The following is a 14,275-nucleotide window of genomic DNA, read 5'->3' as shown; positions in this document are numbered from 1 at the left end:
ACGGCTGCGGCATGGCTGAGTTCGAGCGTGAGCAGAGGATCCCGGTCGACGCGCGGGTGGTGTTCGACCTCGCCCGGGACGTGAACTCCATGGAGGCGTGGCTGCCGGACGGCCTCCAGGTCGAGTCGAGCGGGCCGGAGCGGGTCACCGGCCGGGTCTCGATCGGTGACGAGATCGACGAGGCCGAGGGCTACCTGGCGGCCGTCCCCGAGCAGCGGCGGCTGGAGTGGGGCGACCTGGAGGGCGACGGCTACTCGGGCTGGCTCCAGGTGGACGAGGACGGGCCGGGCGCGAGCCGCGTGGTGCTGCACCTCGACGTGCGCGGCGAGCACCCCGAGGCGGTGGGCGGCGAGGTCCACGAGCTGACCGACGAGTACCTGGGCCAGGCGCTGGACCGGCTCGCCGCGCTGGCCACCGACGGCGCCGCGTGACCGCGCCACCCGACCGGAACGGATAGGCCACCCCGAGGACCCCGCTCCCCCGGACCTGCTCGGGCCGGAGGAGCGGGGTCTTCGGCGTGCGGGGTCGCCGGAGAGCGGAGTCGCCGGGGAGCGGGGCGTCGGCGTGCGGGGCCCTCGGCGTGCGGCGAGACCTCGCCGATCGGTTCGACGCCCTCTGGGAGCCTTCCCAGACCCGATGCCCGCGTCCGGGGGTAGCGATCTTCCGCTGAAGGGTCGCTCACGTTCGACCACCCGGCTGCACTGGGTAGCTGAAGATTCACAGACCGCTGTGTCCGTGGCTACAGTTGGCCCGATTCCTGGGAGCGTTCCCAGAACCTCAACGAGGAGGTGCACGACGGTGAAGACCCGACGATGGGTCGCGCTGGCCGCGGCCGGCGTGGCCGGTGTGCTGGTCTCAGTGCTCGTGAACGTGGTCAGCACGCCGGCGGCGTCCGCCCACGGCGCCATGATGAAGCCGGGCAGCCGGACCTTCCTGTGCTGGAAGGACGGCCTGTCACCGCAGGGCGACATCCGCCCCCAGAACCCCGCGTGCAGCGCGGCGGTCACCGCGGGCGGCACGAACTCCCTCTACAACTGGTTCGGCGTGCTGCGCTCCGACGGCGGTGGCCGCACCCGCGGCTTCATCCCCGACGGCAAGCTGTGCAGCGGTGGCAACCCGACGTTCTCCGGGTTCGACATCGCCCGCAACGACTACCCCGTGACGCACCTGACCGCGGGTTCGAACATCCGCTGGTCCTACAACATGTGGGCCGCCCACCCGGGCACCTTCCACCTGTACGTCACCAAGGACAGCTGGAGCCCGACCCGGGCGCTGGGCTGGGACGACCTGGAGAGCACCCCGTTCCACAGCGTGACCAACCCGCAGGCGAGCGGCTCGGTGGGCACCGTGGACGGCCAGTACTACTGGAACGCGAACCTGCCCTCGGGCAAGTCGGGCCGCCACATCATCTACTCGGTGTGGACCCGCTCGGACAGCCAGGAGACCTTCTACAACTGCTCGGACGTCGTGTTCGACGGCGGCAACGGGCAGGAGACGGGCGTCGGCGGCGGTGGCGGCACCACGACCACCACCACGACCACGACGGGCACCAGCACCAGCACGACGACGACCACGCCCACCACGACGACGACGAACCCGCCGGGCAACGCGAGCTGCATGGCGAACTACCGGATCACCAGCGCGTGGTCGGGTGGCTTCCAGGGCGAGGTCGAGATCATGAACCACGGCACCAGCGCCTTCAACGGCTGGACCGCCAGGTGGAACCTCGCCAGTGGTCAGGTGGTCAACAGCGTCTGGAACGGCGTGCGGTCCGGCTCCGGGTCCCAGGTGGCCGTGAGCAACGTGGACTGGAACCGCACGGTCGCGCCCTCGGGCACGGCGAAGTTCGGCTTCACCGGCAGCTACAGCGGCACCAACCCGCTGCCCACGGTGACCTGCACCAGCCCCTGAGCCGCACCGGCCCCTGAGCTGAACCGACTCCTGACCGGGCCGGTCCGGCACGGGAGGGGCGGGACCGGACCCCGGTCCCCGACTGAACCCGACGCGGGGGTTCCAGGCCGATGGCACCGGCCTGGAACCCCCGCGTCGCGCTGTTCGCCCCCGATCGGGTGAAGACGGGGACCTCAGCCCTTCACCACGGCGAGGACGGTGTCCCGCATCGGCGTGGTGGGCCGGCCGAGGAGCCGGGACAGCTCGCCCGGGGTGTCGGCGAGCAGGCCGGCGGCGATGTCGGTGTCCATGCGGGCCAGCATCAGCGCCACCTCCTCGGGCAGCCCGACGCCGGCGAGCGTGCGGGTGTAGAGCTCGACGGGCAGGTCCTGGTAGACGACCTCGGTCCCGGAGACCTCGGTGATCATCGCGGCCAGGTCGGCCATGCTCCACGCGGTGTCGCCGGACAGCTCGTGGACGGTGCCCTCGTGGCCCTCACCGGTCAGGACGGCGGCCGCCGCGGCGGCGTAGTCCGCCCGGGAGGCCGAGGCGACGCGCCCGTCGCCGGCCGCGCCGGGGATCACCCCGGTGGCCAGCGCCTGCCTGATCGTCTGCTCGTAGTTCTCGCTGTACCAACCGTTGCGCAGGAAGCTGAAGGGCACGCCCGACGCCCGGACGTACTCCTCGGTCGCCCGGTGCTCCGGCGCCACGGAGACGGTGGTCGTGTCGGCGCGCAGGACGCTGGTGTAGGCCAGCAGCCGCACCCCCGCCGCCTTGGCGGCGTCCACCGCGGCCCGGTGCTGCGGAACGCGCCGGCCGACCTCGTTGCCGGAGATCAGCAGCACCTCCTCCGCGCCCCGGAACGCGCCGGCCAGGGTCCCGGGCCGGTCGTAGTCGGCCTCGCGCACGGTCACGCCGAGGTCCTCGGCCCTCCTCGGGTCGCGTACGGCCGCGACCACCTCGTCGGCGGGCACGCCCCGGTCCAGCAGGGCGGTGACGACGAGGCGGCCGAGCTGACCGGTGGCGCCGGTGACGACGATCATGGTGTGTTCCTCGCGGGTGGTTCGGACGACGGACGTGCGTGGCCGCACGCCCGACCGCCGCCGCGGGCCGCCGCCGCGGGGATCGCCGGGACGGGCGGCCACGCCGGCACCCTAGGGCCGGGACCCGGACCCCACCACTCGGAACGGCAGGTCAGCGGAGCCCATCACCCGGCGTTACCACTATGCTCCGCCTGCGATGACTCTCACCGACCGGCTGCCGGCCACCCCCGACCCCGACCTCCTCTACGACGCGTTCGCCGAGTGGGCGTCCGACCGGGGGCTGTCGCTGTACCCGGCGCAGCAGGAGGCGCTCATCGAGATCGTCTCCGGTTCGAACGTCATCCTCAGCACGCCCACCGGCTCCGGCAAGTCGCTGGTCGCCACCGGCGCGCACTTCGCCTCGCTGGCCCGCCAGCGCGAGGGCGGCGGCGGGCGCACCTTCTACACCGCGCCCATCAAGGCCCTGGTCTCGGAGAAGTTCTTCGCGCTGATCGACGTCTTCGGCGCGGAGAACGTCGGCATGATGACCGGCGACGCGAGCGTCAACGAGACCGCGCCGATCATCTGCTGCACCGCCGAGATCCTGGCCAACATCGCGCTGCGCGACGGGGACCGGGCCGACGTGGGCCAGGTCGTGATGGACGAGTTCCACTTCTACGCCGAGCCCGACCGGGGCTGGGCGTGGCAGGTTCCCCTGGTCGAGATGCCCCAGGCGCAGTTCCTGCTGATGTCGGCGACGCTGGGTGACGTCGCCTTCTTCGAGAAGGACCTCACCCGCCGCACCGGCCGCCCCACCACCACGGTCCGCTCGGCCGAGCGCCCGGTGCCGCTGCACTTCCAGTACGTCACCACGCCGCTGCACGAGACGATCGAGGAGCTGCTGCACGGCCGCGAGGCCCCGGTCTACGTCGTGCACTTCACCCAGGCGTCCGCCCTGGAGCGCGCCCAGTCGCTGATGTCGGTCAACGTCGCCACGCGCGCCCAGAAGGACGACATCGCGGCCATGATCGGCCGGTTCCGGTTCACCTCCGGGTTCGGCAAGACGCTGTCCCGGCTGGTCCGGCACGGCATCGGCGTGCACCACGCGGGGATGCTGCCCAAGTACCGGCGCCTGGTCGAGCAGCTGGCGCAGGCCGGCCTGCTGAAGGTGATCTGCGGCACCGACACCCTGGGCGTGGGCATCAACGTGCCGATCCGCACGGTGGTGTTCACCGCGCTGTCCAAGTACGACGGCCAGCGCACCCGCCACCTCAAGGCGCGCGAGTTCCACCAGATCGCGGGCCGGGCCGGCCGCGCCGGCTACGACACCGTGGGCACGGTCGTGGTCCAGGCGCCCGACCACGTGGTGGAGAACGAGAAGGCGCTGGCCAAGGCGGGCGACGACCCGAAGAAGCGGCGCAAGGTGGTGCGCAAGAAGGCGCCCGAGGGCTTCGTGTCCTGGAGCGACCAGACGTTCGAGCGGCTCAAGAACGCCGAGCCCGAGCCGCTCACGTCGAGCTTCCAGGTCAGCCACGCCATGCTGCTCAACGTCATCGGCCGCCCCGGCAACGCCTTCGCCGCGATGCGGCACCTGCTGGAGGACAACCACGAGGACCGGCCGTCGCAGCGCAGGCACGTCCTGCGCGCCATCTCGATGTACCGGGGCCTGCTGGCCGCGGGCGTGGTGGAGCGGCAGGGCGACGACATCCGGCTCACCGTCGACCTCCAGGTGAACTTCGCGCTCAACCAGCCCCTGTCGCCGTTCGCGCTGGCCGCGGTCGAGCTGCTGGACCGCGAGTCGCCGTCGTACGCGCTCGACGTGCTGTCGGTGGTCGAGTCCACCCTGGACGACCCGCGCCAGGTGCTGTCCGCGCAGGAGCACAAGGCGCGCGGCGACGCGATCGGCGCGATGAAGTCCGAGGGCATCGAGTACGAGGAGCGGATGGCGCTGCTGGAGGACGTGACGCACCCGAAGCCGCTCGCCGAGCTGCTGGAGGCCGCGTTCGCCACCTACCGGCGCGGGCACCCCTGGGTCGCCGACCACCACCTGTCGCCGAAGTCGGTCGTGCGGGACATGTTCGAGCGGGCGATGACCTTCGCCGAGTACGTCTCGCACTACCAGCTGGCCCGCTCCGAGGGCCTGGTCCTGCGGTACCTGGCCGACGCGTACAAGGCGCTGCGGCAGACCGTGCCCGAGGACGCCAAGACCGAGGAGCTCAGCGACCTCCAGGAGTGGCTGGGCGAGCTGGTCCGCCAGGTCGACTCCAGCCTGCTCGACGAGTGGGAGAAGCTGCGCAACCCCGCCCAGGAGGCCGAGGCGGCGCTCACCGACGTGCCGCCCGCGGTCACCCGCAACGTGCGCGCGTTCCGGGTGCTGGTGCGCAACGCGCTGTTCCGGCGGGTGGAGCTGGCGGCCCGGCGCAACTACTACGAGCTGGGCCAGCTCGACGGCGGCGCGGGCTGGTCGGCCGAGGACTGGCAGGACGCGCTGGAGCCGTACTTCGAGGACCACGGCGACATCGGCACCGGCCCGGACGCGCGCGGCCCCGCCATGCTGGTGATCAGCGAGGAGTCGGGGCGCTGGGTGGTGCGCCAGATCTTCGACGACCCGGCGCGCGACCACGACTGGGGCTTCACCGCCGAGATCGACCTGGCCGAGTCCGACGAGACCGGCACGGCCGCGGTGCGGGTCACCGAAGTCGGCCGGCTGTAGGTCCGGGGCCATCCGGTGGTACTCCGGTCCGGACCGGAGTACGACCATGGTCGAAGTCGACTTCCAGATCGGAGGCGGGGCGCTGTCGCGGGACGAGTTCGGCGTGCTGGGGCCCCTGGTGGTCCGCCGCGACGGCCGGACGGTCGAGGTCACCGCGGCCAAGCACCGGATCGTCCTGGCCACCCTGCTGCTGGGCGCGAACCGGTCGGTGCCCCCGGCCGAGCTGGTCCGCCGGGTGTGGGGCGAGGCGCCGCCGGACCGCGCCGCGCAGACGCTGCCCGTGTACGTGATGCGGTTGCGGCGCGCGCTCGGCGAGCCGCAGCTGATCCGCACCACCCCCACCGGGTACCGGATCGACCTGCCGCCCGACGCGCTGGACCTGCACCGGTTCGAGGCGCTGGCCGCGCGGGGCGCGGAGCTGGTCCGGGCGGGCGACCCGGCCGCGGCGGTCGAGGTGTACGAGCGGGCGCTGGCGTGCTGGCGGGGCGTGCCGCTGGCGGACGTGCCGTCGGAGTCGCTGCACGAGGTCGAGGCGCCCTGCCTGGTCGAGCGGCGGCTGCTGGTGACCTCGGAGCTGGTGGACGTGCGGCTGGAGCTGGGCCGGTGCGAGGAGGTGATCGCCGACCTGCGCAGGCTGACCGCGCGGCACCCGCTGCGCGAGCGGTTCTGGTCGCAGCTGATGGTGGCGCTGCACCGGGCGGACCGGCAGGCCGACGCGCTGGACGCCTACCGGCAGGCGGCCACGGTGCTGGCCCGCGAGCTGGGCGTGGACCCGGGCGAGCCGCTGCGCGCGGTGCACCGCGCGATCCTGGCCGGTGACCAGGCGCCGCCCCGGCCGGTCGAGCCCGCGTGGTCGTCCGCGGCGCAGCTGCCCGCGCCGGTGGGGAACTTCGTGGGGCGGGCGGCGGAGCTGACCCGGGTGGCCGGCCGGCTCGCCCGGTCCGGGGCGGCCGTGGTGGTGTGCGGGCCGCCGGGCGTGGGCAAGACGGCGTTCGCGGTGGCGGCGGGGCACGCGGCGCGCGAGCGGTACCCGGACGGGCAGCTGTACGTGGACCTGCGCGGGCACTCGACCTCGCCGCCGCTGCCCACCCCTGTGGTGCTGGCGCGGTTCCTGCGGGCCCTGGGCGTGCGGGCCGACCACATCCCGGTGGGCGAGGACGAGCTGGTCCGCGGCTACCGGGCGCGGCTGCGCGGGCGGCGGGTGCTGATCACGCTGGACAACGCGGCGTCGGTCGGGCAGGTGCTGCCGCTGCTGCCCGAGGGGGTCGGGCACCGGGAACCCGGGCCCGGCGATCCCGGCTGCTCGGTGCTGATCACCAGCCGCAACGAGCTGCGCCACCCGCTGCGTGCGACGACCGTGCGGCTGGACGTGCTGCGCGGCGACGAGGCGTGGAAGCTGCTGGCGCGGTCGGTGGGCCCGGAGGCCGCGGCGTCGCAGTTCGACGCGCTGGCCGAGCTGGCGCGGCTGTGCGGGTACCTGCCGCTGGCGCTGCGGATCGCGCTGGGCAACCTGGTCGGCTCGCCGCACGGGGACATCGCCTCCTACGTGGCGGAGCTGCGCGGCGGCGACCGGCTGACCGCGCTGGCCGTGGACAACGACGACACCGCGGCGGTGCGGCGGGCGTTCGACCTGTCGTACGCGGCGCTGGCGCCGGCCGCGGCGCGGCTGTTCCGGCTGGTGGCCGTGCTGCCGGGGTCGGACTTCGGCGCGGGCGGCGCGGCGGCGCTGCTGGACGCGCCCGAGGAGGTGGCGCGGGGGCTGCTGGACGACCTGGCGTCGGCGCACCTCGTGCAGCGGGTGGGCGTGGACCGGTTCGCGCCGCACGACCTGATCCGGGACTACGCGGCCGACCGGGCCGCGGTGGAGGGCGAGGACCTCGGGTCGGCGCGGCGGCGCCTGTTCGACTGGTACCTGCGCACGGCCGTCGAGGTGGGCGACGTGCTGTACCCGGAGCTGGGCCGGTCCGGGCCGCCGCGGCTGGGCCCGGACGAGGCGCGGGCGTGGCTGGAGGCCGAGCGGCCGAACGTGCTGGCGGCGACCGAGCACTGCGCCGCGCACGGCCCGCGCGAGCTGTCGTGGCGGCTGATCGACGCGGTCAGCGGGTACTTCGGCTCGCACGGCCACCACGTGGAGTTCCTGCACGCGGTCAACGCGGCGCTGGGCGCGGCGCGCGCGGCGGGCGACCGGGACGCGGAGGCGACCACGCTGGTGTGGCTGGCCACCGAGCACCGCAACCTGGGCAACCCCCGGGTGGCGCTGCGGCACCTGGCGCTGGTCCGCCCGAACGGCCTGCTGAGGTGGCTGCACGCCGGCCTGGACGGCGTCGTGCGCATGGAGCTGGGCGAGCTGGCGGCGGCCGGGGCCGCGTTCGACCGGGTGGCGGCCCTCGCGGGCGAGGACTGGGCGCCGCCGCACGTGCGGATCGGGGCGCTCGCCGGGCACGGCGCGCTGCGGCTGATGCGCGGCGACGCGGCGGGGGCGGCGGAGCTGCTGGCGGAGGGCCTGGCGCTGGCCCGCGCCGCGGACGGGTCCAACGTGGAGGCGACGTGCGCGGGCCTGCTCGCGCGCTGCCGCACGGCGCAGGGCGACTACCCGGCGGCGGTCGAGCTGCTGCGGCACGCGGAGGCGTCCTGGTACCGGACCGGGGTGCGACCCGCGCGGGCCGAGGCGCTGGCGCACCTGGCGGTGGCGCTGTGCCTGGGCGGTGACCGCGTGGAGGCGCTGCGGACGGCGCAGCGGGCCCTGGGGCTGGTCCACGAGCTGGGCGGCTACCCGCGCGTCGAGGCGGAGGTGCAGAACGCGCTGGGACTGGTGGTGCGGCACCTGGGCAAGCCGGGTCCCGCCGTGGCGGCCCACCTGCGGGCGCTGGAGCTGGCGGCGTCCACGGAGTACCTGTTCGGGGTGGCCCAGTCGCACGGGCACCTGGTGACGGCGCTGGTGGCGGACGGGCGGCGGGCGGAGGCGCTGCGGCACGCCCGCGCGCTGGCCGACCTGGCCGAGCGCGGTGGGTTCACGGTGTTCGAGCGGGTGGCGGCGGCGGCGTTGGCGGAACCGGGCTGAGCGAGGGGGCTGAGCGGGGCGGGCGACGCGGGGCGGGCAGCCGGGCAGGCGGGCCGGGCGGGGCAGAGCGGGCCGGGCGGGGCAGAGCGGGCCGGGCGGGGCAGAGCGCGCCCAGAGCCTCATCGCGCAGCACCCCCGCCGCCCAGCGCCCCCACCGCGCCCACCAGGCCGAACGCCACACCTCCGGGCGGTGTGCTCCCCTCCGCCGGCGGCGCGGCCCGGGGCACCAATCAAGACCACTCCCCCAGGTCGTTGACCTCCCCGCCCACGGGGCGGAGCATCGGGTTCCGGTGCACGAGCGGCTCACGACCGGGGGGTTGGCATGGCTTTCGATCCGCACGTCGAGCCGGCGCGGATCCCCGCCGGGCCGCCGAGCACCCCCGCCGAGCTGGTCTCCGCGCTCACCGAGCTCGCGCGGCTGGCCAACCGGTGGTCCGAGGTGGTCCGGGGTCTCCAGGAGCCGACCCGGCGGTTCGTGGGCAGCGCGGCGGCGGCCTCGGTGTCGCTGGCGGCGCGGCGGGCGGAGGAGGCGTTCCTCGAACTGGAGGTCACCCTGGGCGACGCCGCGGCCGCGCGGCGGTCGTTGCCCTCGGTCGCCTCAAGGAGCGAGGATGGGCGTCCGGTGGTCTAATCGCCGTCGCCGTCGACCGCACCGCATTGGAAGCTGATGACCTCAGGACTGCCCTGTCCCCTCTGCGAGGGCCCGGAGCGCCGAGGGGCACTCGACCGGACGCTGCGGGTGCTCGCGGTGGACGACGAGGCCCCCGCCCTGGAGGACCTCGTCTACCTGCTGCGCTCCGACCCGCGCGTGGGCCACGTGGAGGCGGTGACCGACGCGACCAAGGCGCTGCGCACGCTGCACCGCGCCATGGACGCCGGGCAGCCGGTGGACGCGGTGTTCCTGGACATCCGGATGCCCGGCCTGGACGGGCTGGACCTGGCCCGCGTGCTGTCCCGGTTCGCCCAGCCGCCGCCGATCGTGTTCGTCACCGCCCACCAGGAGCCCGCGGTCGAGGCGTTCGAGCTCAAGGCGCTGGACTACCTGCTCAAGCCCGTGCGCGCGGAGCGGCTCGCCGAGTCGGTGCACCGGATCGTGCACGAGGTGCTGGACTCCAAGACCGCCGAACCGGTCCCCGCCGCGGCGCCCGCGGAGAAGCCGCCGGACGTGGGCGACGAGGTCATCCCGGTCGAGCTGGGCGGGATCACCCGGTTCATCAGGCTGGCCGACATCCGCTACGTCGAGGCGCACGGCGACTACGCCCGGCTGCACACCGCCACCGGCAGCGGGCTGGTGCGCGCCGCGCTCAACGGCCTGGAGGAGCGCTGGCGGTCGGCCGGGTTCGTGCGCATCCACCGCAGCCACCTGGTGTCGCTCGGGCACATCGACGAGCTGCGCCTGGAGGACGGCCACCTGAGCGTCAACATCGGCGGCGCGGTGCTCCCGGTCAGCCGGCGGCACGCCCGGCAGCTGCGGCAGCTGCTGGTGCGCCGCAACCGGCAGCCGTCGTGACGGGACCGCAGCCGCCGCGTCAGCGCGTGGTGGTGACGAGCCCGCGCACCCGCGCGCCGCGCGCACCCCGCCCCTACCCCGCCTCGCGGGAGATCGACGAGCAGAGCGAGCTGGGCGCGGTCTACATGCGCTCGCTGATCCGCACCCAGCGCCGGCTCGGGCTGCTGCTGTGCGCGGTGGTGTGCGGGAGCGTGGCGGCGCTGCCGCTGCTGTTCACGCTCGTGCCCTCGGTCGGCGCGCAGCGGCTGCTGGGCGTGCCGCTGCCGTGGCTGCTGCTGGGCGTGCTGGTGTTCCCCGTGTTCGTCCTGGCGGGCTGGTTCTACGTGCGGCAGGCCGAGCGCGGTGAACGCGAGTTCGCCGAGCTGGTGGAACGGTCGTGAGCAGCACCTACGGCATCATCGCGGTGCTGGCGGTGGCGATCGGGACGGTGCTGGTCGGCGCCTACGGCCTGCGGATCTCGCGCACCACCTCGGACTTCTTCGTCGCCTCGCGCACCGTCTCGCCGTGGTGGAACGCCTCGGCCATCGGCGGCGAGTACCTGTCGGCCGCGTCGTTCGTCGGCATCGCGGGCCTGGTGTTCGCGCACGGACCGGACATGCTGTGGTTCCCGGTCGGCTACACGGCCGGCTACCTGGTGCTGCTCGCGCTGGTCGCCGCGCCGCTGCGGCGCAGCGGGGCGTACACGCTGCCGGACTTCGCCGAGGCCCGGTTCGGCTCGCCGACCGTGCGGGCGGTCGCGGCGGCGTTCGCGCTGGGCATCGGCTGGCTGTACCTGCTGCCGCAGCTCCAGGGCGCGGGGCTGACCCTGCACACGGTCACCGGCGCGCCGGACTGGGTGGGCGCGCTGGTGGTGGCGGTGGTGGTCACGCTGAACGTGGCCTCCGGCGGGATGCGCAGCATCACCTTCGTCCAGGCGTTCCAGTACTGGCTCAAGCTGACCGCGATCGCGGTGCCGGTGGTGTTCCTGGTGGTGGCCTGGCACGCGCACGGCGCGAAGGGGCTGACCGGGCCGGAGTACCCCGAGTTCACCGCCCAGACCACGGTGACCTTCGACGGCGCCGCCTCGTTCCACGTGCCGGAGACCATCCCCTACACCGGCACCGGCGTGGTGGACGGGCACCGGGTGGACGGCCTCGGCGAACTGGCCCCCGGCGACCACACCGCGGCCGCGGGCTCGCGGCTGACGTTCCCCGGCGGCGCGGCCGTGCCGCACGTCAGCTCGATCCCGGCGAACACCAACGAGACCTGGGCGATGCCCATGCGCGGCGGCGAGCGGTTCCCGCTGTACGCGGTGTACTCGCTGATCATCGCCACGTTCCTGGGCACCATGGGCCTGCCGCACGTGATCGTGCGCTTCTACACCAACCCCAACGGGCGCGCGGCGCGGCGGACGACGCTGATCGTGCTGGGCCTGCTGGGGGTGTTCTACCTGGTGCCGCCGATCTACGGCGCGCTCGGCCGGCTCTACACGCCGGAGCTGCTGATGACCGGCAACACCGACGCGGTGGTGCTGGTGCTGCCCAGCCGGGTGGTCGACGGGCTGGGCGGGCAGCTGCTGGGCGCGCTGGTGGCGGGCGGCGCGTTCGCCGCGTTCCTGTCCACGTCCTCGGGGCTGATGGTGTCGCTGGCCGGGGTGCTGAGCCGGGACGTGCTGCGGTTGCGCGGGGTCAGCGGGTTCCGGGTGTCGACGGTGCCCGCCGTGCTGGTGCCGCTGGGCATGACCTGGCTGGTGGGCAAGGTTCCGGTGGCGGACATGGTCGGGCTGGCGTTCGCGGTGGCGGCCTCGTCGCTGTGCCCGCTGCTGGTGCTGGGCATCTGGAGCACCCGGATCACCACGGCGGGCGCGGTCGCCGGGATGCTCGCGGGCGGGCTGCCCGCGCTGGTGGCCGGGCTGGTCACGATCAGCGGCGGCGCCGGTTCGTGGTACCACGTGTTCCTGGCCCGGCCCGCCGCCTGGACCGTGCCGCTCGGCTTCGTCGTGATGTACGTGGTGTCGCTGCTGACGCCGCGTCGGGTGCCACCGGGGGTGAACCACGTGATGGTGCGCTTGCACGCGCCGGAGAACCTGGGCCTGCGCAGCCAGGACCGGTTGTGACCGCGGTGTGGACGGTCGGCGCGATACTGCTGGTCGGTCTCGCGGTGGTGATCACGCTGTGGTGGACCTCGCGCACCCGCAACGACTTCCTGACCCAGGAGCAGCGGATCACGTTCGAGACGCTGCACACGGCGTGGTCGGCCGCGCCGCCGCTGCGCGCCGGGCTGGTGCCGGACGCGGCGAAGAAGTCGGCCAAGCACCTGCGCACGCTGCTCGGCACGCCGGCGCTGGCGCTGACCGACGAGACCGAGGTGGTGGCCTGGGAGGGCGAGGGCGCCCACCACGCGGCCGAGGCGATGGACCTGGCGGCGGACGTGTTCGGCACCGGGCGCACCAGGGCGTTCGACATCACCTGCGCGCGCCCCGACTGCCCGGTGCACACGGCGGTGCTCGCGCCGCTGACCGTGGAGGGCCGGGTGGTGGGCGTGCTCGCCGCCTACAGCCGGGAGGCGTCGGCGGGGCTGGTGCGGGCCACGAACGAGGTGGCCAGGTGGGCGTCCGGGCAGCTGGAGCTGGCCGAGCTGGACCGGTCGCGGACCCGGCTGGTGGAGGCGGAGGTGCGGGCGCTGCGGGCGCAGATCTCGCCGCACTTCATCTACAACTCGCTGTCCGCGATCGCCTCCTACGTGCGCACGGACCCCGAGCGCGCCCGCACGCTGCTGCTGGACTTCGCCGACTTCACCCGCTACTCGTTCCGCCGGGCCGGTGACTTCACCACGCTGTCGGAGGAGCTCAAGTCGATCGACCAGTACCTGGCGCTGGAGCGCGCCCGGTTCGGCGAGCGGTTGCAGGTGACGCTCCAGATCGCGCCCGAGGTGCTGCCGGTGACCGTGCCGTTCCTGTGCCTCCAGCCGCTGGTGGAGAACGCGGTGCGGCACGGGATGGAGGGCAAGGTGGGCCCCGGGCGCATCTCGATCCTGGCGGCGGACGCGGGCGAGGAAGCGCACATCACCATCGAGGACGACGGCATCGGCATGGACCCCGAGGCGCTGCGCCGGACCCTGGCCGGTCAGGTCGGCGAGACGGCGGGCATCGGGCTGGGGAACGTCGACGAGCGCCTGCGCCGCTGCTACGGCGACGACTACGGGCTGGTGGTGGAGACGGAGCGGGGGCTGGGCACGAAGGTCAGCGTGCGGGTGCCGAAGTACTCGGCCGGCGTGCACGCCTGAGGCCGGGCCGCCCGGCTAGGCGTCCGCCCGCGCCCACAGCGCCTCCAGCGCCGCGTTCACCTGCTCCGCCCGCTGCACGTGCGGGTAGTAGCCGGGCACGGTGAGCAGTTCCGCGCCCACCCGCCAGGCGATCTCGCCACCGGCGGCGATCAGCGGCTCGCCGGCCAGCCGCCGGTACCGCGCGGGTGCCCCCGTCCAGTCGCCCAGCACCACCAGGACCGGCCACCCGGCGGCGGCCAGCGGCTCCAGCGGCACGTCGGCGTCCCAGCACGGCCGTTCGCCCATGGTGGCGCGGGCCGCGCGCAGCCGGTGCGGCGTGGGCTCCGGCGCGGGCAGGCCGACGGCGTCGGTGGACAGCCTCAGGTAGTCCTCGGGGGTCAGGTCGGGCATGGCGGCCGTGGCCGCGCGGGCACGGGCGAGGGCGTCGGCGACCACCGGGTGGCCCTCGGCGGGACGCAGCGCACCGGGCTGGACCAGGCACAGCGAGCGGACCAGGTCGGGGCGCGCCGCGGCGGCGAGCATCGCGGCCACCGCGCCGTACGAGTGCCCGACCAGGTGAGCGCCGTCGCCCAGCAGAGGGATGACGTCCTCCGCGTCCACCACGTAGTCGCTGCGGTGCGGGCCGTCGAGGTCGGGGCTGTCGCCGTAGCCCCGGCGGTCCACCAGGAGCAGCCGCCGGCACGCGGCCAGCGGGCGCTGGTTGCCGAAGCCGTAGACCTCGTCGTCGCCCCAGCTGAGCACGCCGTGCAGGAACACGGCGGGTGGTGCGCCGGTGGGGCCTTCGACGACGGTCGCGTGCACCGGGGGCGTCATGA

11 protein-coding genes are annotated in these 14,275 nt (G+C 74.5%); 9 read left to right on the top strand and 2 right to left on the bottom strand.

All coding sequences use genetic code 11. The features are described 5' to 3' along the window. Positions 1–11 precede the first annotated feature (11 nt). Both Q5530_RS22610 and Q5530_RS22605 read left to right on the top strand, forming a co-directional pair. Entirely contained in the window at positions 12–431 is a 420-nt protein-coding gene (locus Q5530_RS22610) for an SRPBCC family protein (RefSeq protein WP_415364772.1), read from the top strand. Positions 432–798: 367 nt separating this feature from the next. Further along, positions 799–1,911 carry a lytic polysaccharide monooxygenase auxiliary activity family 9 protein gene (locus Q5530_RS22605; RefSeq protein WP_415364771.1) on the top strand — a complete coding sequence of 371 codons (1,113 nt, stop codon included), beginning with the start codon at positions 799–801 and terminating at the stop codon, positions 1,909–1,911. Positions 1,912–2,084: 173 nt separating this feature from the next. Here Q5530_RS22605 and Q5530_RS22600 read toward each other — a convergent pair whose 3' ends face one another. Next, positions 2,085–2,933, bottom strand: coding sequence for an SDR family oxidoreductase (locus Q5530_RS22600; protein WP_415364770.1), 849 nt, complete (start codon positions 2,931–2,933; stop codon positions 2,085–2,087). A gap of 196 nt (positions 2,934–3,129) precedes the next feature. Here Q5530_RS22600 and Q5530_RS22595 point away from each other — a divergent pair, with 196 nt between their 5' ends. From Q5530_RS22595 to Q5530_RS22565, 7 genes are all read left to right on the top strand, one after another. Continuing rightward, complete coding sequence (locus Q5530_RS22595; RefSeq protein ID WP_415364769.1) at positions 3,130–5,625, top strand: DEAD/DEAH box helicase; 2,496 nt, start codon at positions 3,130–3,132, stop codon at positions 5,623–5,625. A 46-nt stretch (positions 5,626–5,671) separates the two neighbouring features. Next, on the top strand, positions 5,672–8,686 hold the full coding sequence (locus Q5530_RS22590) for a BTAD domain-containing putative transcriptional regulator (RefSeq protein WP_415364768.1): 3,015 nt from the start codon (positions 5,672–5,674) through the stop codon (positions 8,684–8,686). Positions 8,687–9,008: 322 nt separating this feature from the next. Continuing rightward, entirely contained in the window at positions 9,009–9,317 is a 309-nt protein-coding gene (locus Q5530_RS22585) for a hypothetical protein (protein ID WP_415364767.1), read from the top strand. A gap of 36 nt (positions 9,318–9,353) precedes the next feature. Continuing rightward, entirely contained in the window at positions 9,354–10,196 is an 843-nt protein-coding gene (locus Q5530_RS22580; protein WP_415364766.1) for a LytR/AlgR family response regulator transcription factor, read from the top strand. Then, positions 10,193–10,576, top strand: coding sequence for a DUF485 domain-containing protein (locus tag Q5530_RS22575; RefSeq protein WP_415364765.1), 384 nt, complete (start codon positions 10,193–10,195; stop codon positions 10,574–10,576). Before Q5530_RS22580 ends, Q5530_RS22575 begins: the two co-directional genes overlap by 4 nt. Continuing rightward, entirely contained in the window at positions 10,573–12,291 is a 1,719-nt protein-coding gene (locus Q5530_RS22570) for a cation acetate symporter (RefSeq protein WP_380633090.1), read from the top strand. Before Q5530_RS22575 ends, Q5530_RS22570 begins: the two co-directional genes overlap by 4 nt. After that, positions 12,288–13,460, top strand: coding sequence for a histidine kinase (locus Q5530_RS22565; protein WP_415364764.1), 1,173 nt, complete (start codon positions 12,288–12,290; stop codon positions 13,458–13,460). The genes Q5530_RS22570 and Q5530_RS22565 overlap by 4 nt, the downstream gene beginning before the upstream one ends. A gap of 15 nt (positions 13,461–13,475) precedes the next feature. Here Q5530_RS22565 and Q5530_RS22560 read toward each other — a convergent pair whose 3' ends face one another. Then, complete coding sequence (locus tag Q5530_RS22560; protein ID WP_415364763.1) at positions 13,476–14,273, bottom strand: alpha/beta fold hydrolase; 798 nt, start codon at positions 14,271–14,273, stop codon at positions 13,476–13,478. Positions 14,274–14,275: the final 2 nt, after the last annotated feature.

The sequence above is a fragment of the Saccharothrix sp. BKS2 genome (assembly GCF_047689505.1).
GTDB classification, from domain to species: domain Bacteria; phylum Actinomycetota; class Actinomycetes; order Mycobacteriales; family Pseudonocardiaceae; genus Actinosynnema; species Actinosynnema lopnurensis.
The sequence above is the reverse complement of the archived record's forward strand: the minus strand, read 5'-3'. Positions and strand labels throughout refer to the sequence as shown.

Excerpts from the sequence above, each read along its gene's own strand:
- Q5530_RS22580 (WP_415364766.1), top strand. The coding sequence starts at position 9,354 with ATGACCTCAGGACTGCCCTGTCCCCTCTGCGAGGGCCCGGAGCGCCGA.
- Q5530_RS22590 (WP_415364768.1), top strand. The coding sequence starts at position 5,672 with ATGGTCGAAGTCGACTTCCAGATCGGAGGCGGGGCGCTGTCGCGGGAC.
- Q5530_RS22560 (WP_415364763.1), bottom strand. The coding sequence starts at position 14,273 with ATGACGCCCCCGGTGCACGCGACCGTCGTCGAAGGCCCCACCGGCGCA.
- Q5530_RS22585 (WP_415364767.1), top strand. The coding sequence starts at position 9,009 with ATGGCTTTCGATCCGCACGTCGAGCCGGCGCGGATCCCCGCCGGGCCG.
- Q5530_RS22600 (WP_415364770.1), bottom strand. The coding sequence starts at position 2,933 with ATGATCGTCGTCACCGGCGCCACCGGTCAGCTCGGCCGCCTCGTCGTC.
- Q5530_RS22595 (WP_415364769.1), top strand. The coding sequence starts at position 3,130 with ATGACTCTCACCGACCGGCTGCCGGCCACCCCCGACCCCGACCTCCTC.
- Q5530_RS22610 (WP_415364772.1), top strand. The coding sequence starts at position 12 with ATGGCTGAGTTCGAGCGTGAGCAGAGGATCCCGGTCGACGCGCGGGTG.